This window comes from Pseudoalteromonas sp. SWYJZ98, from assembly GCF_015864495.1.
GTDB lineage: Bacteria > Pseudomonadota > Gammaproteobacteria > Enterobacterales > Alteromonadaceae > Pseudoalteromonas > Pseudoalteromonas distincta.
This window is the reverse complement of the sequence record NZ_JADYXA010000003.1, coordinates 126,348-149,383: the sequence shown is the minus strand read 5'-3', so window position 1 is coordinate 149,383 and position 23,036 is coordinate 126,348. Positions and strand designations below refer to the sequence as shown.

Genomic DNA, 23,036 nt, shown 5'->3' with positions numbered 1-23,036 from the left:
TTTATTTAGCGTTTATGTTTGTAGCAGTATTATTTATATCGCTATTTGTTTGTGAGTCTTTTGCTAGTAAACGATGAAACGCAAGTCTGGTTTTTAACCCTTCAATAGCGATTTGTTTAATAATAAGATTAAAGGTAATTAAAATGGCAAAGGCAATATGAATAGGGCCGTGAGTGAACCCTGCATCTGTATCGTACAGTGTTAAACCGAATAGCAAAAATAAGACAACTAAAAATATTTCGAGTAATTGACTTGAATAAAAGCTTAAACGACCTTCGCTCTTATGATCTTTTTTAATGCGAATAGCACAAAAAAATGGGATCACTTTGATTTTAAATGCAGCGTTTTTTTCTACGTAGTTTTCGCCAAGTTCATCGAGTTGTTGGCGTAGTTGGTCAATCATGGTGTGTCCTCAAATAGCAGTGCGCGGATATTACCTTATTACCACGCAATATTTAAGTTTACAGCTGCTATTTAGGGTAAATACTCATACCAATAGTAAGGATATGACAAACAAACACAACAGAGGTAAGTACTACACGCATTTTTTGATAATCTTTATGATAGGTTTGCCATTGCGGCGTGGCTTTTTCAAATATAAGTACTAACCAAAAACTAGCACCTAGCCAAGCCAGTGCCCACTCTACAGGTAAAAATGATAAAAATGGAACTGGGATAACAGGTAATACCGCTTTAATTGCATTGCTATAGCTTTGCTCTCCGGCGCGCCACAAGCTACCTGCCATAAATGCTAAAATGGCGATACTGTAAAAAGTAAAAAACTCTAAGTTAAGGCTATTACTGCCAAACATAAGTGGCCAACCCACACACCCTAAAAACGGGATTAAGCCTAAGTAACCTAGTTGTATGTGGTTAAAAAATTTTTCCATTACGGCGTGCCTTATATTTAATGACTTATTTGAAGCGCGGCTATTGTAGCAGTATTGCGATTAGCGATCTTAATAATTCGCCAGCGTTTACAATCCAAATAATGCTTACGATAACAGGGATTATATAGTTCAATCCAAAAAAACCGATTGTTTTAATCTAAACAATCAATTTTATTTAATTATCCATTAGCCTTATTGTATTAACCAAGCCAACGCAGAAGGTCGTTTTAAACGAGAGCGTTGATTACTTTTTAAATACATTAAATATAGATGAGGAAATACCATGAGCACTTCATTAATCAATACTAAATTACAACCATTCAATGCAACCGCTTACCACAACGGTGACTTTGTAGAATTGTCTGAAAAAGATGTTCTAGGTAAATGGTCAATCTTCTTCTTTTACCCAGCAGACTTTACATTTGTATGTCCTACTGAACTTGGTGATGTTGCAGATTATTACGCACAACTTCAAGAAATGGGCGTAGAAGTTTACTCAGTATCTACTGACACTCACTTCACTCACAAAGCATGGCACGATACGTCAGACACAATTGGTAAAATTACTTACCCAATGATTGGCGACCCAACAGGACGTATTACTCGTAGCTTTGGCGTAATGATTGAAGAAGAAGGCTTAGCACTTCGCGGTACATTTGTAATGAACCCAGAAGGCGAAATTAAAATTATCGAAACTCACGATTTAGGGATTGGCCGAAGCGCTAAAGAACTTGTTCGTAAAGTACAAGCTGCACAATACATTGCAACTCACGACGGTGAAGTTTGTCCTGCATCTTGGCAGCCAGGTGAAGACACACTTGCACCTTCACTAGACCTAGTTGGTAAAATCTAAGTATAGATTTATTCCTACTATAAGGGCAGGTAACTGCCCTTAAATCAACGAACATCCGTTTGTTGGTGCCTCCTATATCAATATACTTGTTTAAGCACATGCATTATTTGGCATGGGAGGCTTGCTGTTTAAATTTTCCTAAAAGGGTTAAGCCATGTTAGATAACAACATAAAAAATCAATTAAAAAGCCATTTTGAATCGCTTACTCAACCTGTTGAGCTGCTTATTGCCTTGGATGACAGCAAAAAATCAGCAGAAGTAGAAAGCTTAGCGAACGATTTAGCCTCACTGAGCGATAAATTTACGGTAATGAACAACCCAGATACAAGCGCGCGTCGCCCGTCAATGGTTGTACATTCACCTATTAAAAACACTCATATTACGTTTGCAGGCGTACCTATGGGTCATGAATTCACAAGTTTAGTGTTAGCACTTTTGCATACTGGCGGACACGCAAGTAAAGCTAAAAGCGAAGACATTGAGCAAATACAATCGCTTACTCAAGAGCTGAACTTTGAAGTATACATAAGTTTAAGTTGCCAAACGTGCCCGCAAGTAGTGCAAGCACTTAACACTATGGCAGCAACAAACAGTAATATTAAAGCCACCATGATTGACGGTGCATTATTTCAAGATGAAGTAGAAGAGCGAAATATTTTAGCTGTACCGGCTGTATATTTAAATGGCGAACCATTTAGCCAAGGTGCACTAAGCCTTACTGACATACTTAATAAAGTAGATAGCAAAGGGGCTGCTAAACAAGCAGCAGCACTAAGCGAAAAAGACGAGTTTGATGTACTGGTAGTTGGTGGCGGCCCAGCGGGCGCGTCGGCTGCAATTTACTCAGCACGAAAAGGGTTAAATACAGGCATTGTGGCTGATAGATTTGGTGGACAAGTTGCCGATACACTAGCAATAGAAAACTTTATTTCGATTAAAGCGACTGAAGGTCCTAAATTGGTTGCTCAGCTTGAAGAGCACGTTAAAGAATACGATGTAGATGTAATGCATAATCAGCGTGCAGCGGCACTTGGTTATAACAATGGCTACGAAATTACACTAGAAAATGGCGCAGTGCTTAAAGCTAAGTCGCTCGTACTTGCCACTGGTGCACGTTGGCGCGAAATGAACGTACCAGGGGAGCAAGAATATCGCGGCCATGGTGTGGCATATTGCCCACATTGTGATGGCCCTTTATTTAAAGGTAAACCTGTTGTCGTAATTGGCGGTGGTAATTCAGGTATAGAAGCAGCAATCGATTTAGCTAATATTGTGCAAAGTGTTACGGTACTTGAATTTGCAGACACACTACGTGCTGATGAAGTGCTTATTCGTAAAGCTAAAAGCATGGCTAATATTACTATTATCAAAAGTGCACAAACTACCGAAGTACTTGGTGATGGTAAAAAAGTAACTGGCTTAATGTACACAGATAGAGTGTCGGGAGAGAGCAAAGAGCTTGAACTTGCCGGTATATTTGTACAAATAGGCTTAATACCAAATACCGAATGGTTAAAAGACAGCGACCTTGAATTAAGCAAATTTGGTGAAATACTGATTGATGCTAAAGGCGCAACTTCACTACCAGGAATTTACGGCGCGGGGGATGCAACCAATACTCCGTTTAAACAAATTATTATTGCAATGGGCAGCGGTGCAACAGCAAGTTTAGGTGCATTTGATTATTTAATTCGTCACTCTGAAGAAGCTGATCAAAGCGCTGCTTAATGTAATTAGTAAAAACTCTCTTGATATAACAGCAAGGCTACACCCATAGCTGTTTGTTAACCCAAGCCGCCCTTCTCCAAAGGCGGCTTTTTTAATGCTTAAGAATTAGCACACGATTTAATCGCACCCACCACCAGAATCGCCGCCGCTACAATTTGTATGAGAATGCGATGAGTTACTGCTAGAGGAAACTGATGAGTCACTGCCAGTATAAGCGGATGATCCACGTGATGACTTAGCACTGATAAATGTAACTAACAGCAATACGCCTGATACGATAACTATTGTTATTGATGAGCTCCATTGCCCAGTGGAAACGCCTTTAAATACTGCAACAATAAGTACTGTTAGTAATATAGTTCTAATTATGTTTTTCATTTTATATCCTATATAACCAATCAGTTGACTACAAACGTTAGCTAACTTTAGCTGTATGCTCAAGCGCGTTAATAACCGCTTTTTCAAGTATGGGTAGTTTAAACGGTTTTGATATAAACATATCCATACCGGCTTGTTTGCAGGCAAGTTTGTCTTGTGATGAAGTATTAGCAGTTATAGCCACTATGTAGGTTTCTTCATGCGAGCAGATGTTTTCTGATCTAAGCTGCTTTGTTGCCTCAAATCCATCGAGTATGGGCATTATGCAGTCCATAAAAATAAGGTCATAATGTTTTTGGCGACATTTTAATACAGCATCTTGGCCATCAACTGCAGAGTCGGCTTTTATATTAAGTTTGCCTAAAGAAGCATGAAGTACCAACCTATTAATGTCGTTATCATCTACTACAAGCACTGATAGTTCACTGCCGTTGATATCTAACGTTGATTTAAGACTTTCTTGTTTTTGTTCTGTCCCTTGCTCAATAGGAATATTTACTAAAAACGTAGTGCCTTTATTAGGTGTACTTTTTACCTTTATTTTGCCGCCCATATATTCAACAAGTTCTTTTACTATTGCAAGGCCAAGGCCTGTTCCACCTTTTGAATTTTTAGCATCTACTTCTTGAGAAAAAGGAGAAAACAGTGATTCTAAAAAGCCTTTACTCATTCCTCGGCCGGTATCAGACACTTCAATATTTAAAATTAGCTTATTTTTTATTTTAGAAAGGTTTGTGTTTAATGTAACTGAACCATTTTCAGTAAATTTCAGCGCATTGCTTAGTAAGTTAGAGGTTATTTGGCTAAGGCGTGTGTTGTCGCTAAACGCCCAGCAGTTGTCATCAATTGTATTATTTACTTGTAGCGTTACATGCGTGTTTTTAAATAGAGGTGTATACAAAGAAGTTAAATCGGTAAAAATTGTTTTTAGTAAAAAGTCAGTAGGTTCAAGCTTTAGCTCACCATGATTAATTTTAGAAAAATCGAGAACTTCGTTAATTATACTGAGTAAAATATCGGCGCTTCTAAGTGCGATTTTAATTTTTTCGGCACGCACTTCTTCACTATGCTCGTCGATTAATGTTGTAAGCATACCTGTAATACCATTGAGTGGGGTTCTTAATTCGTGGCTGATTTTAGCAAATAGCATGCTTCTGTCTTCAAGTAGGCGCTCTGCTTGAGCTTGCTTTTGTTTAAGCTCTTCTCGTAGCATTACTGATTCGGTTACATCTTGGCAGGTGCCAAATAACCGCACGCATCGGCCTTCATCAAATTCGGCCTCACCAAAGGTAGCCACCCATAAGTGTTTATTTTTAGCGGTTACTACTTCTAGTTCTAAATTCCATTTTTTGCCTTTTTCTATGGCTAATTCTACCGCGCGAGTAATGCCTTCACGACTTGGGCCTTCTTTATAAAACTCGATTGCAGAATTCATTTGCGGTTGAAATTGTTCATCCACCTCATGTATGAGGTAGGTTTGCTCACTCCAGGTAATTTTATCGGAGATTAGATCAACTTCCCACGTGCCTATATTTGCAATGTGCTCTAACTTTAATAAAGTATTACTATTTTTTATGAGTTGTTCTTTAGCTTGGGTGCGAGCAAATTCCGATCCAAGCCATTGTGCAAATAATTCGATGTAGTCATAAGCATCATCGTTAAAAGCGAGGGAGTCTTTTGCGGATGAAAAGTTAACGGTGCCAAATATTTTATCACCAATTTTTATTGGCGCGCCAATATAAGACTCTAACTGAAAGTTTATATAACAGGGGTGGTTTGCAATTGCACTTTGAGATGCTTTATGAAAGGCAAGTGCAGAGCCAGCAGCGAGCGTATGTACGCAATAGGTGCCTTGTAATTCAAACACGGTACCGGGTAAAAGTGAGTTGTCAGGGGTTTTGGCATATAAAACGGTGTAGCTGTTTTTATCTACTTTACTAATAATACCTAGCTCAAGGTCAAAAACTTCTAACCCAAACACTAAGAGCTTATTAATTTTATTTTCAAAATCAAGAGATTGATTAGAAACTATATCGTGAAAACATCGTAAAAAATTCAAAAGAAAACACCCCGTAAGCTTTTGTTCAATTTATATAATACATAGGCCAATAAGGGCATTGGTATTAATTTAAAATCCAGTTTAGCAGTTTTAATTACTAATAACTAAAATTGATACGTATTAAATTTTATAACCTTATGTTTTTATGAACTAAGTTAGTGGTTTATTAATAGTAGTAGGGCCTGTTGACCTTTCAGGATTAAAAATTGTCCCTAGGCAGAACCCAAAGGGCAACGCATGTTTGGCATTTATGCTGCGTTATCGCCTATTTATGGGGAATAACCACACTAAATAGGCTCTGCCTTGCCTAAATACCAAACACTCTGCTGCAAATTTAACCTCGAAAGATAAACCGGCCCTTGTATATAGCGCAGCATGCCGCCGAGCATATAATACTCAGCGGTATACTTTTAATACGTTGAATTTGGGGTATATTGCGGGTTGATATCGCCGCCTACTTCCTCTGGGTCAACATCGTTAATAAGCAGTGTTTCACGTACAGCCTCAATGTGATCAAGTACGCTTTGGTAGCGCTCGCCATATTCATACTTTGTCACTTCAATCGCTTTAGGCATGTAAGTAAAAGCTATTTTTAGGGCGTGGAGTGCTTCTTCGTTTATTTTTTCGCTCATAATATTCTCTTATGTGTAGGCTATAGTTAACCTGAGTTCTGGATAATAAATCTATCTCAAGCAGCTATTTTTAGCGCTAACTGCGTTGAATTTCCTTGCAATAGACCAGCTATTGACGCGTAAATTCGCCTTGTTTTCACCAAAAATTTCTAGCTAGAGAGAAACAGACTTAAATATCGTTATTATTTATAGTGTTTTTAAATCTCTTAACCAGAATTCAGGTTAGTTAGTAAAATAACACCAAATACGATTCGGTAAAGACCAAAACTAACAAAAGTGAAATTTTCTAGAAAGCGTATGAATAGTTTAATAGTAAAATAAGCAACTATAAAAGACGTTAAAAAACCCACAGCAAGGGCAGTTAGGTCATCTAAGCTAAACAGTTGGTAATGTTTAAGTAAGTCGTACCCTGAGGCTGCTGCAAGTACAGGTAAACCAAGTAAAAATGAAAATTCAGCGCTGGTTTTTCGGTTTAAACCACACAACATGGCACCAACAATAGAACTTCCAGCACGACTAGTCCCTGGAACTAACGCAAATACTTGTGCTACGCCAATCCAAAGTGCTTGTTTATAAGTAACTTGGGTTACATCGGTAGTTGTGCAGTGAGCCTCTTTATAACTGCGCTCTAATAGTAAAAAAATCACACCGCCTACAATAAACATAACACCTACTACCGGTACGCTAAACAGTGTTTTTATTACATCACTAAATATAAAACCAATAATACCCAAAGGAATAAATGCAATGGCAACTTTAATCCATAAATTAAAATGTTTAGGGCTAAACTTGTCTTTATAGTTAGCTAGTACCGCTAAAATGGCGGCAAGTTGAATAATGACTTCGAAGGCGAGGTTAGTGTCTGTTGATTCAATGCCTAACCACTTTGACGCTACAATTAAGTGCCCGGTTGATGATATGGGTAAAAATTCTGTTATACCTTCAATAATACCTAAAATAATCGCGTTAATTATATCCACGGTTTACTGCTTCCTGAAAAATTAAAAAGCCCGAACTCGGCTTAACTGAAATGACGCATTACTGCGTACCTAAATTGCGAGGCGTAGCATAAAAGCTCTTAAAGCAAACCAACAGTATTTTTAGACTTAATGTGTTTAATAAATTGCATTAAGCAGTAAATGCACAATATAATAACAATCGTTATCATTTGTATGTACTGTTTTGTATATGTTTGGGCAAATTTATTGAGCGAATAATGAATAATAAAAAAACGTTTACAGCTACACGGCGAAGGCACTTAATTGCGTGTGTATTAGCGCTAGTTACAGCGGTAATAATGATTCCGGGTATGACAACCTATTTACCGTTTCAAATGAATGAACAAATATTACTGCCTATTTTACTCTTTCCTGTTATTTGGACTGCGTTGTTTATTTATGCGTATTTGGCGCAAAAAGTATGGCAACCTTTTGTAGTAATGATTGCATTGTGTGTATTACATGGTTTATTGAGTTTTTGGGCGTTAACGCAGGGGCAGGGATGAAGTCGATTACGTTAAAAAAGCTATTTTTATTACATAGCTGGGTAGGAATTATTACTGCGGTACTGCTATTTATTGTTGCATTTAGTGGGGCGTTAGCAGTTCTGTCGCGACCTGAGTTAAAAATATGGGCTAACCCAGAACTACAATCTAGCCAATACGTTGCCAGCGCGCAAATTAACCGACTAGTAAACGAATACCATAAAAAAGTACCTAGTGAATTTGGCGAAAACATTCATGTGTTTTTACCAAGTGGGCATAACTTTCATTTGTTAACGTTGTTATTTGAATCCCACCATGGCGATGAAAATTACGACCAAGAGGTGGCCAGAGTATTTCAATTTCATCCCGATACGTTGGCGCTGGAAAATACTTACTATGGGCCTAGTAAAGAGTTTTACGCCAATAAAAAAACGGATGCGCCAACTTATATAGGTGAGTTTCATGCAGATTTGCATTTAGGGCGACCAATTGGGTTAATACTCACTGGGTTTTTAGGTTTAACGCTTTTAGTAAGTGCAGTGACAGGCTTGTTTATTCATCGCAAATTGATAAAAGAGCTCTTTACGTTTAGGCGAGATAAAGGGTTAGATATTGCAGTAAGCGATGCTCATATGGTTATAGGTATTTGGGGCAGCGTATTTAATATTGTGATTGGTTTTACAGGATCATTTTTAGGGCTCGCGACCGTTATTTTACTACCAGCAGCTGCGTTTGTGAGCTTTGGTGGCGATCAAGATAAGTTAATAGAAACGTTTACTGCCATTCCTGAACCTGTAGTTAGCCACATTAAGCAACCTACAAAAATAGACACTATTTTAGAGCATGCTCATAGTCGTTACCCTGAAGCAATAATTAGGGATGTCACAATAATGGCGCATAACGATGCGAATGCGCAGGTATATTTGCGTTTGTTAGGTGGCGAGGCTGTTGCTTCTCAGTTACTGCATTATCAGGGCAATGGTGAGTTTGTGCAGTCGATGAGTAGTTTTGGTGATATTTCAGGTGTTTCGATAAAAGTAATTGAGTTGATGTTTCCGCTGCACTTTGGGAACTTTGCAGGAGTGTTTGTAAAATTACTTTGGGTATTGCTTGGCTTAAGTACTGCGCTTTTACCTATTTCGGGCATGATGATGTGGCTAACAAAGCGCACACGTGGCAGTAGCCCTTCACTGAGTATGCAGGCATATGCACGCTGGAATCGTTTTATTATTGGCAGTTGTGGCGGTTTGGTATTAGCAAGCTTTGTGCTATTTCCTGTGCAAGTTTTACTTAATTATAGCGTTGTTGGTGTGGCGCAAAATAGCTTTTTTGGACCCGTGTTCTTTTATACGTGGTTGGCATGGTTACTATTAAGTGTATTGCCCATAGGTTATAAAAACTATTTTAAGCTGACACTTTTACTATGCGGCGCTTCGCTTGCTTTGGTGCTGCCACTTAATATTTTACTTGGCGTTAGCAATGTTATTAACCTTAATAGCTCGCTTGTCGCGGTAGTAGATATAAGCTTTATGGTGGTGGGTATCGTGTGTATGTTTGTTGCCTTAAAAATAAAAAACACACAAAAATTACAAATTGAGGTACAACCCGTATGAACGAGCTACTAATTACAATTGCGATGGTAAGTTTACTACTCATGATGCTCAACCTACGAAAAAACACACTTACATTAGCGACTAAAACATTTTTAAGTGCACTGCTATTTGGTTTAGCACTGATATGTTTTATGAGTGTTTACGGTATTTTAGGCGGTGCAATATGCACCGTTGTGGGAGCTATGTTAGCTGGTTTACTAACCGCAGTTATTGCGGGTAAAGCACCGCAATTATTAGGTTAAATAATGCAGTTATTTAGCTAAAAAGACCTTAGCAGTATCAACTCCCATGTTGTAACCACTATTAAGTATTTCAAACTTTTTAGTGGTACGCCCAACTTTAAAATTAGCCGGTGGTGCAATGATATTGATTTTGCAGTCATTAGGTGGATTCATAATAAAATCGATAGACTTATTATAAAAATCAGCCCTGTTTAAGGTCGTTTGAATTAATGCGGGATAGTTTTTATACATTTTTTTAGTGAGCCAAGGTGCCTTACTTGGTTTTTTACGATAGCCTAAACATTGAGACAAAATAACGGTGATTTCGCGTGCACCCATTTCGTAAGCTTTTATTACCGGAATTGAATCAGCAACACCGCCATCGGTCATCGCTATGTCATTAATAATAGGGTAGTCACGATATGCAATGGGTATAGCGCATGATGCTTTTAATTGATCCACCATATCGGCGCTGGTGGCCTTTAAATAGTGTGCTTTGCCTGATTCGATTGCCGTAGATACAATATAAAAATCGTGTGGAGTTTGCTCAAAGACCTCCGTATGAAGGCGTATTTCGCGAATAGTTTCTTGCCATAACCAATCTAAATCAAATAAATGACCACCTTTAATAAAGCGCGCTAAATTAATAAATTCAGGACGGCATGAGTAGTCAGTAATCACTTTATAATTTCGCATTGGTTGTTTGCATAAAAATGCGGCTATATTAGTTGCCCCGGCTGAAACACCAAAATAGCGTTCAAACGGCTGATATTGCTGTTTTAAAAACTCATCAAGCACACCTGCGGCAAATATACCGCGCATTGCACCGCCTTCAACGACGAGTGTGTTTTTATTATTGTTGTTCATGGCCAATCCTTTTTATGAAATTTGATGTTATCAACTCAGTCTAAAAAATGCGATAGAGATTACTGAAGATGATAAAAAATTAAAGCCGGGTACACATCGCGAAATTCACTGTTTTCTGGTAAGGTTTAGTATTACAAGGCTTTGTTAGTAATAAAGAATAATTACTTATGTTTGATCCTAGCGTAACCATTTTTGAAAGCACACAGAGTCAGCTTGCAGAAAGTCCTCTTTGGCATCCTATGCTGAACACTTTTTTTTGGGTCGATATAAATAAAAAATTACTTTTAAGCAAAAATATACACAGCAAAAGCCAACTAAAAACCGTGAATATGCCCGATACGCTCAGTGCAATAGCGTGGATTGATGAGCAGCACTTATTGCTAGGTACAAGTACTGGTATATACAAATACCATATTAATTCAAGCACTCGCCATCTTATCCTTAGTATTGAAAATACACAGCTAAATCGACGTTCAAACGACGGCCGCGCTGATCCATGGGGTGGTTTTTGGTTAAGTACAGTGGACGTAAATGCTAAAAAAGGTGACGGTAAAATATACCGTTATTATAAACACCAGCTTAAAGTCGTTGTAAGTAACTTGAGTATCCCAAATGGATTGTGTTTTGATAAGTCCCGTTTACGCGGTTATTACTGCGACTCTTTAACGAGTTGTATTTATGTATTAGATTTGGATGAGCAAACTGGTGAGCCTTGCGCTGAGCCACGTGTTTTTTATCAATTTAATAACACTGATGTTGACCCCGATGGCTGCGTAACCGACCAATTAGGTAATTTGTGGCTAGCTGTTTGGGGAATGGGGTGTGTTATATGTTTATCCCCAGGCGGTGAGCTAATTAAAACAATAAAGCTTTGTGCAATAAAACCGACATGCACCGCATTTGGTGGTGAAAATGCTGAATTGTTACTTGTGACATCGGCATTTGATGAAGCGATTAATAATACTGTTAGTGAACAAGGCGCTGTATTTCAGATCTCCGGTATAAAAAAAGGGCAGTTTGAGCCGCCCGTTTTACTGTGACTTGTAATTTACAGTGATGATTAGCTTTTAGGCATAACCCACATAACACCCACTTCTTTTTTGGTTACTAAAACCTCAGTACCGGCGATAATTGGTTGCTCACTTTTGAGTTTCCAGCTGATACCAGAGTATTGATGTGTAGTTAAACCTTGTTCTGTACCTGGGACCTCATTTCAACGCCATACTTAGCTTTGTAAGCGTCAATCATTGATAAGTAAATTAACTCCATCAACAATTAGTGAGGTGTTATATTTAGTGATAGCTGATTAGTACTCCAAAGTACTCTATGGAGAAGGCGCCGTTTTGTGTTAATAATTAAACGTTGAGTGGTTGTATTGTTTATAACTTAAGCGTGTATAGATTGTCACTACAGCGAACTTTTAACCACTAAAACTCACTGTAGCGCGCCGACTTAGTCGGTTTTTTAAAACTGGCTATTTTATTTCTGCCTGTTTCTTTTGCGTTATAAAGGGCTATGTCGGCGTTAGTTATAACTTCTTTAGATGTTGTTTTTTGATTGGGTATAAGGCTATAAAATCCAATACTCAAAGAAAGGTAATTACTAGCACTTGAAAAATTATGTTCAATTGCGAGTTCTGCGATTTTTTCCTGAATAAGAACAGCAAACCTTTGACAGTGTTCTGTGTCGACTGCAGGTAAAACTATCGCAAATTCTTCACCCCCGAAACGAGCTGCTAGATCACCTTCCCGTTTACAAATATTGTGTAGCGCTTTGGCCACTCGCTTTAGCACTTCATCGCCAAGCTGATGCCCATAGTTATCGTTATAACGCTTAAAAAAATCAATATCACACATAATTAAACTAATGGGTTCCTTATTACGTGCACAGCGCTTAATTTCGCATTTCAAAGTCTGATCAAAACAGCGTCTATTAGCAATGTTTGTAAGGCCATCAGTATTGACTTGCTTATTGAGTTTTTGGTTGGCGTTAATGAGTTGCTGCTGAGTTTGTTGAAGCTCTTGCTTATAATTTAAATTTTTGAAAGCATTAGCAAGCATTTCACCTACTAACCTTAGGCGAATAAGGTCTAAATCAGTCCAGTTTCGCTTTTGAACAACGCAATCACAGCCTATAAAGCCAACCAGATCTTTGTCATAACGTAATCCAATGCAAAGTACTGATTTTATTTTTTGTCGCTGGAAAATTGTTTTTTCGCTCATTGCTTGAATGGGTAACGACGTTACATCGTTAACTCTAAATAAGTGAGTACGTGCCATCAAACTAAAAAAATATGGGAGATCGCTTTTCGGAAGGTTTTGTAAGTCCTCTTTAAATGCTTGTATATCATTATTGACCCATTCGTGGGTGTTATTTATGGTTTTACCATCCTCGGCAAACTTAAAAAGATAACTTCTATCTGCGTGGCAAACGGTACCAATAGCTTTTAATGCGTAGTTGATATGCTTAGCAACGTCGTCGTTTTGAATATCAATTAAGTCAGTTGATATGTTCGAAATAATATTATCAAAATCATATTGTTCATCTACATTATTATTCAATACATCGATTATAATAATGGAGCTTGAGTTAGGTAATTTTGCAAATTTTACATTGAGTAGCAATTTAGATACCTGTTTTGATAAAACAAACTGGCATTGGTTATTTGCAGTGAAATAATCAAAGAATAGCTCCTCGACTAATAGTTCTTTTTTACTGTGATGATTGGTCAAAGTGATGTGTGAAAAATCAATTTTATTAAAATGTGATTTATTTCTTAAGCCAAACAAGCCCTGTGCTTGGCTGTTAACTTTAAATATATTTTCATTGGCATCATAAAGTAATACACAAAACGGCAGTAACTCCAAGTTTCGCCATATTTCATTTGATAGGTTATTACTCACTCAACTCTCCATGTGTTTAAGCCACAATTAAATTGTTATCTATTGTATTTTTATTGTTTTTACTTGGGCGTGTTAATCGTCCTTAGATCGAGCTCAAAGGGCAGCTCATGCTTGGTATTTATGCTGCGTTATCGCCTATTTATGGGGAATAGCTACACTACATAGACTCTGCCTTGCCTCAAAACCAAAAATACTACTGCAAATTCAACCACCGAAGTTCAACAAGCCCTGCTAATTATTAGCACATTTTTTTGATTTACTAAGTTTTTAGTGCGTTTGATGGCGGTACGTATTATAATTGATACTGTATATCATTACCCATTTCTACTCTAAGCCATCTTTGGCTTATTTGCACTTTAAGTATAGGTTATTCAAGCATTTCATGACAGAAATCACTACACACCAAGCTTCTCGTCGTCGGTTACTCATTGCGCTAGCAATTACGTGTTCGTTTATGGTAATTCAGGTTATAGGTGCTTATTATTCTAATTCGCTTGCTGTTCTTGCTGATGCGGGGCATTTGTTTGTTCACAATAGCTCGTTATTCATCGCACTGATAGCATCAAGTCTCGCTATTCATTTTGCCAAAACCTATAACGATGGCCATCAACGAGCCGAGCTTTTTGGTGGCCTAGTGAACGGGTTTTTATACCTAGCAATCAGTTTAATTATTTTGTATGAAGGTGGTGAGCGCTATATACACCAACATGAAGGAAATGAGCTGGCTATTAATAGTTATTTAATGTCGGTTATTGCTGCTATTGGTTTTTTGTTTCATAGTGCTGCTGCATGGGTTTTATATAAAGGCCGCAAAGCGAGTATTAATGTTTACGCGGTATTTTTACATTCATTCTTTGATCTGATTTCTACCGTATCGACATTTGTTGCCGGTATTCTTATATATTTTACGGGCTGGGTTGTTATCGATATTTTATCGAGCATGTTAATCGCCTCTTTCGTGTTGTTTACCGGTGTTAAGGTCATTATTAGTTGTATAAAAGGTTTACGCTTAAATAAGGCCAAACTCCCTAAAGTAGCAGATATTGAAAGTGAGATTACAGATATGGAGCATGTTCACAATGTCCATAACGTCACTGTAACGCGCAAATATAAGGGTGTAGTAGTCGGGGCGCACGTTGTCCTTAAACAACATTGTACGATTGAAAAACATGATGAAGCGTGTCGTATGAAGGTAGAGCAATTGTTAGCCGAAAAATTTAATGTACGTAATAGTGTATTACAAATTGAAAGCCATGAATGCCATCATATCCATTAATAGCATCTAATTAATATAAAAGCGTGTAATAATGATTAGCACGCTTTTAATGTTTCAAATCAAATCAAATCAAATCAAATCAAATCAAATCAATGATATTGCTAAAACAATCGCTTTTACGTAAGTCTTTAGCATTCATTGGTTTTGCAAAGTAATAACCCTGTAATACATGGCAGCCAACCTCGGCTAAAAAGAGCATCTGTTCGCGCGTTTCTACTCCTTCTGCAATGCAGTATAGATCTAAGTTTTCGGCCAATAAAAGAATGGTCTTAATAATTGACTCATCCCCTTTATCTATACCAATACTATTTACAAAGCTTTGATCTATCTTAATAACATTAATAGGGAATTGGCTTAAGTAGGTGAGTGATGAGTATCCTGTACCAAAATCGTCAAGCAGTAATTTAAACCCAGCAGCTTTTAGGTTTTGCAGCTGTTTGGCTGCTTTAAGTTTATCTTCTAATAAAATACTCTCTGTTATTTCGAGCCTTAATTGTCTTGGATGAACTTGAGAGTCAGCTAATATAGACATCAGCCGCTGTGTTATGTTTGTTTTTAAAATGTGTTTAGGCGATAAGTTTAAAGATATATAAAACAACGGGTTTTCGCTGAGTATAGGTGCAAGTTCAATTAGTGAACGGTGCAAGGCTTGCTCAGTAAGGAGTTCTATTAAACCGGTTTCTTCTGCTACCGGTATAAAAAGAGCTGGAGATATTAACTGGCCTTCATTTTTCCAGCGCATGAGTAATTCCACGCCATTTATTGTTTTTTCTTCTATGTCGATAATGGGCTGATAGTGATTAAAAAATCGGTTGTCTTTTACTGCATCTTTTAAATCATTTTCGAGCAGTAACTTTTGTTTTATCAGCTCATTCATTTCATCGCTAAAAAACTTAAAGTCGTTTCTCCCGCCTTGTTTAGCGTGCATCATCGCAACATCGGCATTACGGATAAGTATATCGGTGGTTACAGCATCGAATGGGTATAAAGCGACGCCAATACTGGCTGAAATATTAATAGAGAAGTCTTCAATAATTACTTTATTAGCTAACTCATTACTAATTTTTCTTACTGTATCGCGAAGAGACTGAAGCGATTTTATATTTTGAATCAGCACTAAAAATTCATCACCACTTTGGCGGCCAAGTATAGCGTCTTCGCTAAGCATGCCGCTTACTCTTTGGGTAATATTACATAACAACTTGTCACCTACTGCATGACCAAAAGAGTCATTAACAGGTTTGAACTTATCTAAATCAATAAATAATAATGCGCATTGGGTATTGTTTTTATCGGCATATTTAATCGCCTTTTCAATGTTTTGATACATTAAACTACGATTAGGTAGATGTGTTAGAGGGTCAAAATTAGCCAAATAGCGCAGTTCGTTTTCAGCACGTTTTTGTTCAGTTAAATCTGTAATAACAATCACATAGTAACTTGCAGTGTCTTTTGTTACAGCTGTGGCACTTATATGTATTGGATGTTCGTTACTTTTTGCTGTTCTTATATAAACATCACTTTGCCAGTTTTCAGTTGGTTTTAATTTTTTTAAAATACTAGCAAACTCTCTGCACTTATCTTTACCAATTGCTTTAATAAACAATTTAGGGCTAATTTTGGTGGCCGTTTGCTCGTTTGAAAATGTTTCAATAAAACTATTGTTCGCAGAAAATGGCATTAAACGCTTATCGAGTATAAGTAACCAATCGTTTATTTGGCTAAACGCTTCACCTAAAATTTTTACTTGTTGCTCATTAGCTCGTTGCTCGGTGATATTGGTATATATGCCAGAAACATATAGAGGCTCATTTGTTTGAGGATCGTATATAACTTGCCCTGTATCTTGATACCATAACCAATGCCCATTTTTATGCTGTAAACGGTAAGTTGCTTGCCAGTTTTGTTGTTTTTTGTACTTGAAGTAGTTTTCCCATTGGTTTTCAAAACGACGTCGATCGTCTGGGTGTATAAGCGCTAAAAATTGATCTATATGCACGCGTTCAGGTAAGTCTGTATAGCCTAATTCACTTCCTCTGAGCGTATTTACGGAAGCGTCTTTAAAGTTATAATCCCATACGCCGCTTTTATTATTTTTAAGCGCGAGTTCTGTTTGCTTTTGCGAATGAATAGTCGCTCTATGGGCTTGTTTAATTGCTACTCGGCGGCTGCGATACTGCCAAAAAATAAAAAATAACACCCCAAGAATTAAAATAATGTAGGCGGCTATAGCAATGGGCGATCTCCAAGGAGCATACGCCACGTTGATATTAAGTGTTGTAGGCTCGCTTGTAATAATACCATCACGATTATGTGCTGATATTTTTAGTGAGTAATTACCAGGTTGAAGCTTTGTGAAAAACACTTGATTAGATTGTAAATCTTCATATGTAAGAGACGTAGGCCCTGAAAGGATTACTTTATAATATGCTTTATCAATATTAGGGTAAGAAAAGTTAGAAAAACTAACTGTAAGGCCCATGTCTTCATAACTGAGATCAAGTGGTTGGCTAAGGTATTTATGAGGGTAATAATTGAGCTCTTTGGTAAAAAGGTTTATATCGGTAATCGCTACATTATTTTTTTTAAATAATTCTTTTTCATCAAAGTCTAAAGGGTTAAACAGTAGAGCTCCGGCATTGCTACCAAAAATTAACCGGTCATCATTTAATGTTGTTGCTGCAATAGGAGTAAATTGGTTTATATTCAACCCGTCTTTTACTGAATAACTCACCACATTGAGTGTATCTAGGCTTATTTGATATAAACCATTGTCGGTACTTGCCCATAAAAAACCATTTTCATCAGGAAGTAACGAATAGATAGAGTCAGTATTAAATGAATTTTTTAATCCTATGTAGTGTTTTCTCTCATAAGTAACTGGGTCAACACCAAGCAAGCCTTCCTGGGTGGTTGCCAACCATAAAATATTTCGTTTTGAGTCTAAGTAAAAATTTTCTACAGTGTAAAAAATATCTTCTTTAGGATTAAAAGACTGGAATATAGTCGTTAAAGTTTTAGTTTTTTCGTTGTACCTAAAAAAGCTTTTTGATGTACCAATCACAAACTCTTCAGGGTGCGTTTTAAGGGGTTTATAAAAGGCGTAAGAAAATAAAGGGTCGACTTGCTCTTTGAGCCCCTTAATAATTCTTGTTTTACCTGTTGTTTCATTAAAAACATAAAAATTATCATCAGACATAAATGCATATGTGTCTGCAGATAATTGGGCAAAGCCAAATAAATTGGATTGGTTAATTACGTTATTGTCTGTGTCTTTATTTTCAATAACTTTACCACTTTGCTTATCAAAAAGTTCAAATCCGTTATAAGTAACAAGCCAAAGAAATTGATTATCACCAATTGAAGACGCAAAAATATCATAAACCGCAGATGCCCCGTATATTGCTTTTGAGTCGGTGGAGCTTAGATATACATCACTTTTATTTGTAGCTTTTTCGTACCGTGCAATTCCGTTTTCTGTTCCTAACCATATAATATTATTTTTGTCTTGATAGGTTGCATGAATAGTATTGTTGCCAGGTAACGTAATGTGTTTAAACCGTCGAGTTTTAATTGGCCAAGTAAATACGCCTTGGGTTCTTGATGCAAGCCAAAGCACGCCTGACTTATCAACCATGAGATCACTGATTGAGTTTTCTTTAATGTTAAACTTACTTTTTTCATAATTTAATACGAACTCTAGTTCTTTAGTTTCGCGATGATAACTAAATAACCCACTTTCGGTTGCTACAAACTCCCCGTAAACAGTATTGGCATAATCCCATATATTATAATCAGGGATTAAAGTTGTAATATTTGCTGCAGATATATTTTTGTTATTATCTAATGCTAATTGATACATGCCTTCAACAGTACCAACAAGTAATCCTAATTCATTATCAGCACTTAAAAATTTGACGTTTACATTATCTATCGTATTTTTTTTAGGGGGATGAAGAGGTATTTTTACAAGTTCTGAACTATCTATATTTGCAGTGTATAAACCATCATTTGTACCAATGTATAAAGTGTTTTTATATATCGTTAATGCTCTAATGTAGTCACCTTTATTTGGCAGAGCTAGCTTAAATGTGAAGCGTTTACTCGTCTCATCAAATGTATATATTTGAGCATCTATGGCGAAGTAAAAAGTATTTTGTTGCTGAGTCATTGCGGAGATTGGAGAAAATATTTTTTGTTCTTTATCTATTTGACCTGAATAGATTTTTTCGGTTTTTAAAGTGAGGGGATCTATTATATAGGCACCAGAAAGATTTGTTGAGACAATGATTTTTCCGTCTTCGGCTTTAAATAATGCATAAATATAGTGTTTATCTAGGCCAAAGCCGCCACTAAAGGTTTTTACTTTATACCCGTCAAAGCGATTTAAACCTTGTTGGGTAGCTATCCAAATATAGCCAATTTCATCTTCTTGTGTCTGCAAAACATAACTTTGCGAGAGACCTTCGTCAGTAGAAATACGTTGTAATTGTTGAGCATAGTTTTGTGATGCAAAAGTGTTTTGAATGCATAGCAAAAGAACAATGGTGATATGAAAAAAAAGTTTGCTCAAACGCACTTATAAACACTCTCAGTGGAGGATAGGATGATACTTAGCTAGATAGTAAATATAGCATAAGTTTTTATTTTTTAATTACAAATAATATACGTAAAGTTAAAAGCTCTATTTTCAAATAGTGAGCTAATCTATATAGATAACAGTTAATGTTCATAAGGAGAGTATAGTGGTTTTATCTAATATTGATGCAAAAAATAGCGTGTTATTAATAATAGACTTACAAGAGTTGCTTGCTCCTGCAATTAAAGACTTTCCGAATATTTTAAAAAGTACATTGCAGTTAGCGCAGGCGGGTATTATTCACGGTGTCCCAGTCTTAATAACCGAGCAATATGTCAAAGGGTTGGGCGAGACTAATCAGCAAATTAAAAATACGTTACCTAATGCTACGTATCTTCATAAAACGTACTTTAGTGCGTGTGCAGAGCCTAGCTTTGTTGATAAGTTAAAAAGCTATGGTAAAAAGCAAGTTGTTGTTGTTGGCACTGAAGCACATGTGTGTGTTTTACAAACATGCTTAGATTTAATTAAAAATGGTTTTGAAATTATTGTTGCACACGATGGAATTGGTTCTAGAAATCCAGAACATAAAAACCTGGCAGTTGAGCAATTACGCCAAGCAGGTGCGGTAATTTCATGCGCTGAAATAGTTATTTTTCAATGGACAAAAAAAGCAGCAACGCTTACGTTTAAAAAAATACTGCCTATAATTAAGTAGACGGAATGTAATGTAAATTGAATATGTTTATGGTTGTGCAGATAGTTTATTACTGTGCTCAGTGAACTGAAACTTGTTTATGTACGTATATTGCAGACTGCTTTTATAAACAATAATGCAAACAACAATTTTAAGGTTCTTATGTCTAGTATTGGCCGGTTATTTACGATTATTTTCAGTCTTTTGTTTGTCGAGTCTATCGCTATTGGTTTGTACTTCGACACGTTAGCGCAGGCTTTTATGATAGGTTTGCCATTGTGTTTGTTACCTATATGGCTTTTAAACACACAGGGGGATAGTCCTGTAACGCCGCATGTGGTGGCTGCGGCCATAATGATGTTTTCATTTTTGCACATACAACAAACTTTTGGGTTGATTGAAGTACATTTTGAAATATTTATTTTAATGCCCATGTTAATTGTTTTTGTACAGTGGCGAGTGTTTATTACCGCGATTATTTTTGTAGCTGTTCACCATTTATCTTTTTATTATCTACAAACTCAAAATACGGGTTTCTACGTATTTGACCCCGATAGGCTTGCTTTTACTACAGTACTTATACATGCAGGATATGCAATAGTTGAAGTGTTAGTTGCAGGTTATATAGCTAAAACATTACAACGCGAACGTCGTGCGGGTTTATCTTTAAGTTATGCGACAGAGCAAATAATGAAAGATCCTGAGAATATTAAACTATCTCTACGCGCTGATGACACTAAAAGCCAGGCTGTAGCAGGGTTTAACACGTTACTAGATTACTTATCTGATGTTATTAAGCAGGTACAAACTCAATCAGAATCACTGCAAAAAAACTCACAAGAGCTTATACATGTTCATGATCAGCTGGCCGGTGGTGCAGTGCAGCGTACACAACAAACAAATGATATTGCTAACTCTGGCGCTCAAGTTGCTAATGGTTTTAAGCTTGTAGAAGAAGAAAGTGAGGTGCTTAAGCGTCAAGTAGACCATATTACACAAGCTGCAAGCGACGCATTAAAAGAAGTACTTCAAACAGACGCTAAAAGTAGAGAGCTGTTAACACTACTTAATCATACTGAAGAAAAAATAAACCACTTAGTGGCAGCGGGCGATGTTATTTCGGGCTTACTTAATGAAATATCAGGTATTGCTGAGCAAACAAATTTACTTGCTTTAAATGCTGCTATTGAGGCTGCCCGTGCAGGTGAACATGGACGAGGTTTTGCAGTTGTCGCATCTGAAGTGAGATCGTTGGCGAACCACAGTAAAGCAACCACCGACAAAATAGGCGTAACACTCAAAGATCTTGTTAATAATAGTAAAACGTCAACGCAATCAATGAGTCAGTGTGTAAATTTCGTAGTTGATTTAACAAGTATTAGCGCTGCAATGAAAGAAAATATTTCGGCAATGAGCGAGCAAATAGCCGCTGTGTCTTCAAGCTCTGACTCAGTTGCACAAGTGGTAGCTGAGCAAGCAGGTAATACTGAGTTAATAGCAAGTAGTACTGATAATATGCGACAAAATCAATACCAAGATACGCAAATAGTGCAGCAGTTAACCGCTAAAGTGCAGCTAATTGATGTAAGTATAGATGTACTAGAGCAAAGCATTGCCAAGTTTAAATAAATCTAACACTTTCGTATTTTCGCTTATAACTATATGGCTTGTTTGTGTTGTTGCAGGGTTAGTTTATTTTCAGTTAGAGCAACTTAAACCGTTTGATAGCTCAAAAGTTTTATTGCAAAAGCACTGGTTTAATAACTTTAAAAAGCAATTGGACTGGGTTGACACTAATGAAGCGTCGTTAGTGCTTATAACTGAAAAAAATTGCGGGTGCACCATACAAGCCAAGCCGCATATTTCATCGTTAAGCTCCTTTGCTGCCAATAAAGCTATGAAGGTTGTACAAGTTGAATTAACACCAAAGCTTAAACTTGTTATTCCGGCAACGCCTGCCGCCGTTATTATTAATAAAAACGGTGATTTTGTTTATGCAGGGCCGCTCTCCGAAGGGTTAGCGTGTGCCCAGGGAAGTGGCTTTGTTGAAACTGCGGTCACTAATTTAGCTGCAGGTTTTAACTCAAACCTCTTAATTACACAAACCAAGGGATGTTATTGTGTAAATAATGCGTAAATAACGTGCAGAAAAAATTAAAGCTCGCACTTAAATTAATAGGTTCGAGCTTTAACATTGATTAAATTGTAACTAAGCCATAAATGCCTAATGACACAAACACACAAGCAGCAATAGCACGTACGGTGTTTAGAGATATTCTTTTTAGTAATGCATTACCAGCATATATAACAGGCACGTTAGCAATTAGCATACCTAACGTGGTTCCTACCGTTACCCAAAACACAGACTGATATTGTGCGCCTAGCAACACTGTCGCTATTTGTGTTTTATCACCAATTTCTGCAATAAAAAATAATACAAAAGCAACTAAAAAAGCCCCGTAGCTATCGTATTTACTACTTACATCTTCGTCTTTGTCTGGAACTAATAGCCAAAGGCCAACAACAATAAAGCTGATGTTTACAAGCCAAGGTAAATATTCAGAAGAAAAACTATTACTTAACCACTGCCCAAACCACGCTGATAGGCCATGATTGAGTAAAGTTGCGGCTAAAATACCAAGAATAAGTGCGCTTTTATTACGAAAACGGGCAGCTAACAGGAGTGATAAAAGCTGGGTTTTATCGCCAATTTCGGCAAGTGTAACAGTGACGGTTGAGGTTAAAAAAACTTCCATTATTGATTCTTACAGGCGGGAATACTAAACCAAGGCAAACAACTATCTCCCGCCATGAGGATAGTGTCTACCTAGGTCTCGCCGATAACGCTTGCTACAA

20 protein-coding genes and 1 pseudogene are annotated in these 23,036 nt (G+C 37.1%); 10 read left to right on the top strand and 11 right to left on the bottom strand.

Features of this window, described 5'->3' with window-relative positions:
* Position 1 precedes the first annotated feature (1 nt).
* Together I6F10_RS03605 and I6F10_RS03600 are read right to left on the bottom strand one after the other, a co-directional pair.
* Positions 2-403: a hypothetical protein gene (locus tag I6F10_RS03605; RefSeq protein WP_002960599.1), complete on the bottom strand. Its 402-nt coding sequence runs from the start codon at positions 401-403 to the stop codon at positions 2-4.
* 67 nt (positions 404-470) lie between these two features.
* Positions 471-890 (bottom strand): DUF3429 domain-containing protein, encoded by a 420-nt coding sequence (locus I6F10_RS03600; RefSeq protein WP_165725021.1) that lies wholly within the window; start codon positions 888-890, stop codon positions 471-473.
* Positions 891-1,173: 283 nt separating this feature from the next.
* On the opposite strand from I6F10_RS03600, the gene ahpC reads away from it, so the two are divergent.
* A complete protein-coding gene (gene ahpC / locus I6F10_RS03595) occupies positions 1,174-1,743 on the top strand; it encodes an alkyl hydroperoxide reductase subunit C (protein ID WP_007581822.1) in 570 nt (189 codons plus the stop codon).
* Between the two features lie 154 nt (positions 1,744-1,897).
* A complete protein-coding gene (gene ahpF, locus I6F10_RS03590; protein WP_165742573.1) occupies positions 1,898-3,472 on the top strand; it encodes an alkyl hydroperoxide reductase subunit F in 1,575 nt (524 codons plus the stop codon).
* A 117-nt stretch (positions 3,473-3,589) separates the two neighbouring features.
* On the opposite strand, the gene I6F10_RS03585 is transcribed toward ahpF, so the two are convergent.
* The 4 genes from I6F10_RS03585 to I6F10_RS03570 all read right to left on the bottom strand — a co-directional run bounded on the left by I6F10_RS03585 (position 3,590) and on the right by I6F10_RS03570 (position 7,521).
* Positions 3,590-3,850, bottom strand: coding sequence for a hypothetical protein (locus I6F10_RS03585; protein WP_010555288.1), 261 nt, complete (start codon positions 3,848-3,850; stop codon positions 3,590-3,592).
* Positions 3,851-3,887: 37 nt separating this feature from the next.
* Entirely contained in the window at positions 3,888-5,909 is a 2,022-nt protein-coding gene (locus I6F10_RS03580; protein WP_165742572.1) for a GAF domain-containing hybrid sensor histidine kinase/response regulator, read from the bottom strand.
* 410 nt (positions 5,910-6,319) lie between these two features.
* A complete protein-coding gene (locus I6F10_RS03575; protein ID WP_007581825.1) occupies positions 6,320-6,541 on the bottom strand; it encodes a hypothetical protein in 222 nt (73 codons plus the stop codon).
* Positions 6,542-6,747: 206 nt separating this feature from the next.
* Complete coding sequence (locus tag I6F10_RS03570; RefSeq protein ID WP_165742571.1) at positions 6,748-7,521, bottom strand: undecaprenyl-diphosphate phosphatase; 774 nt, start codon at positions 7,519-7,521, stop codon at positions 6,748-6,750.
* Between the two features lie 236 nt (positions 7,522-7,757).
* Between I6F10_RS03570 and I6F10_RS03565 the strand changes: the two genes are divergently transcribed.
* The 3 genes from I6F10_RS03565 to I6F10_RS03555 are packed head-to-tail and all read left to right on the top strand — an operon-like array spanning position 7,758 to position 9,879.
* On the top strand, positions 7,758-8,045 hold the full coding sequence (locus I6F10_RS03565; protein ID WP_024600574.1) for a hypothetical protein: 288 nt from the start codon (positions 7,758-7,760) through the stop codon (positions 8,043-8,045).
* Positions 8,042-9,637 (top strand): PepSY-associated TM helix domain-containing protein, encoded by a 1,596-nt coding sequence (locus tag I6F10_RS03560; protein WP_197098461.1) that lies wholly within the window; start codon positions 8,042-8,044, stop codon positions 9,635-9,637. Before I6F10_RS03565 ends, I6F10_RS03560 begins: the two co-directional genes overlap by 4 nt.
* The gene (locus I6F10_RS03555) at positions 9,634-9,879 is read left to right on the top strand and encodes a hypothetical protein (protein ID WP_007581829.1); all 246 of its coding nucleotides are present in this window, start codon (positions 9,634-9,636) and stop codon (positions 9,877-9,879) included. Before I6F10_RS03560 ends, I6F10_RS03555 begins: the two co-directional genes overlap by 4 nt.
* Before the next feature lie 9 nt (positions 9,880-9,888).
* On the opposite strand, the gene I6F10_RS03550 is transcribed toward I6F10_RS03555, so the two are convergent.
* Entirely contained in the window at positions 9,889-10,725 is an 837-nt protein-coding gene (locus I6F10_RS03550) for a patatin-like phospholipase family protein (RefSeq protein ID WP_165742570.1), read from the bottom strand.
* 167 nt (positions 10,726-10,892) lie between these two features.
* On the opposite strand from I6F10_RS03550, the gene I6F10_RS03545 reads away from it, so the two are divergent.
* Positions 10,893-11,765, top strand: coding sequence for an SMP-30/gluconolactonase/LRE family protein (locus I6F10_RS03545; protein ID WP_197098460.1), 873 nt, complete (start codon positions 10,893-10,895; stop codon positions 11,763-11,765).
* Between the two features lie 20 nt (positions 11,766-11,785).
* On the opposite strand, the pseudogene I6F10_RS20120 reads toward I6F10_RS03545, so the two are convergent.
* Positions 11,786-11,923 (bottom strand): annotated as a pseudogene (locus I6F10_RS20120) (NfeD family protein); the annotation flags it as partial.
* A 229-nt stretch (positions 11,924-12,152) separates the two neighbouring features.
* Entirely contained in the window at positions 12,153-13,628 is a 1,476-nt protein-coding gene (locus I6F10_RS03540; RefSeq protein ID WP_197098459.1) for a diguanylate cyclase domain-containing protein, read from the bottom strand.
* A 382-nt stretch (positions 13,629-14,010) separates the two neighbouring features.
* Here I6F10_RS03540 and I6F10_RS03535 point away from each other — a divergent pair, with 382 nt between their 5' ends.
* Complete coding sequence (locus tag I6F10_RS03535) at positions 14,011-14,904, top strand: cation diffusion facilitator family transporter (RefSeq protein WP_197098458.1); 894 nt, start codon at positions 14,011-14,013, stop codon at positions 14,902-14,904.
* A gap of 79 nt (positions 14,905-14,983) precedes the next feature.
* On the opposite strand, the gene I6F10_RS03530 is transcribed toward I6F10_RS03535, so the two are convergent.
* Positions 14,984-19,483 carry an EAL domain-containing protein gene (locus tag I6F10_RS03530; protein ID WP_197098457.1) on the bottom strand — a complete coding sequence of 1,500 codons (4,500 nt, stop codon included), beginning with the start codon at positions 19,481-19,483 and terminating at the stop codon, positions 14,984-14,986.
* Between the two features lie 166 nt (positions 19,484-19,649).
* On the opposite strand from I6F10_RS03530, the gene I6F10_RS03525 reads away from it, so the two are divergent.
* The 3 genes from I6F10_RS03525 to I6F10_RS03515 all read left to right on the top strand — a co-directional run bounded on the left by I6F10_RS03525 (position 19,650) and on the right by I6F10_RS03515 (position 22,317).
* A complete protein-coding gene (locus I6F10_RS03525) occupies positions 19,650-20,201 on the top strand; it encodes a hydrolase (protein WP_165742566.1) in 552 nt (183 codons plus the stop codon).
* A 141-nt stretch (positions 20,202-20,342) separates the two neighbouring features.
* Entirely contained in the window at positions 20,343-21,809 is a 1,467-nt protein-coding gene (locus I6F10_RS03520) for a methyl-accepting chemotaxis protein (protein ID WP_165742565.1), read from the top strand.
* Positions 21,793-22,317 (top strand): DUF6436 domain-containing protein, encoded by a 525-nt coding sequence (locus I6F10_RS03515; RefSeq protein ID WP_165742564.1) that lies wholly within the window; start codon positions 21,793-21,795, stop codon positions 22,315-22,317. The genes I6F10_RS03520 and I6F10_RS03515 overlap by 17 nt, the downstream gene beginning before the upstream one ends.
* Before the next feature lie 61 nt (positions 22,318-22,378).
* On the opposite strand, the gene I6F10_RS03510 is transcribed toward I6F10_RS03515, so the two are convergent.
* Positions 22,379-22,936 (bottom strand): TMEM165/GDT1 family protein, encoded by a 558-nt coding sequence (locus I6F10_RS03510; protein WP_024605680.1) that lies wholly within the window; start codon positions 22,934-22,936, stop codon positions 22,379-22,381.
* Positions 22,937-23,036 lie beyond the last annotated feature (100 nt).

Excerpts from the sequence above, each read along its gene's own strand:
- I6F10_RS03605 (WP_002960599.1), bottom strand. The coding sequence starts at position 403 with ATGATTGACCAACTACGCCAACAACTCGATGAACTTGGCGAAAACTAC.
- I6F10_RS03600 (WP_165725021.1), bottom strand. The coding sequence starts at position 890 with ATGGAAAAATTTTTTAACCACATACAACTAGGTTACTTAGGCTTAATC.
- ahpC (WP_007581822.1), top strand. The coding sequence starts at position 1,174 with ATGAGCACTTCATTAATCAATACTAAATTACAACCATTCAATGCAACC.
- ahpF (WP_165742573.1), top strand. The coding sequence starts at position 1,898 with ATGTTAGATAACAACATAAAAAATCAATTAAAAAGCCATTTTGAATCG.
- I6F10_RS03585 (WP_010555288.1), bottom strand. The coding sequence starts at position 3,850 with ATGAAAAACATAATTAGAACTATATTACTAACAGTACTTATTGTTGCA.
- I6F10_RS03575 (WP_007581825.1), bottom strand. The coding sequence starts at position 6,541 with ATGAGCGAAAAAATAAACGAAGAAGCACTCCACGCCCTAAAAATAGCT.
- I6F10_RS03565 (WP_024600574.1), top strand. The coding sequence starts at position 7,758 with ATGAATAATAAAAAAACGTTTACAGCTACACGGCGAAGGCACTTAATT.
- I6F10_RS03560 (WP_197098461.1), top strand. The coding sequence starts at position 8,042 with ATGAAGTCGATTACGTTAAAAAAGCTATTTTTATTACATAGCTGGGTA.
- I6F10_RS03555 (WP_007581829.1), top strand. The coding sequence starts at position 9,634 with ATGAACGAGCTACTAATTACAATTGCGATGGTAAGTTTACTACTCATG.
- I6F10_RS03550 (WP_165742570.1), bottom strand. The coding sequence starts at position 10,725 with ATGAACAACAATAATAAAAACACACTCGTCGTTGAAGGCGGTGCAATG.
- I6F10_RS03545 (WP_197098460.1), top strand. The coding sequence starts at position 10,893 with ATGTTTGATCCTAGCGTAACCATTTTTGAAAGCACACAGAGTCAGCTT.
- I6F10_RS03535 (WP_197098458.1), top strand. The coding sequence starts at position 14,011 with ATGACAGAAATCACTACACACCAAGCTTCTCGTCGTCGGTTACTCATT.
- I6F10_RS03520 (WP_165742565.1), top strand. The coding sequence starts at position 20,343 with ATGTCTAGTATTGGCCGGTTATTTACGATTATTTTCAGTCTTTTGTTT.
- I6F10_RS03510 (WP_024605680.1), bottom strand. The coding sequence starts at position 22,936 with ATGGAAGTTTTTTTAACCTCAACCGTCACTGTTACACTTGCCGAAATT.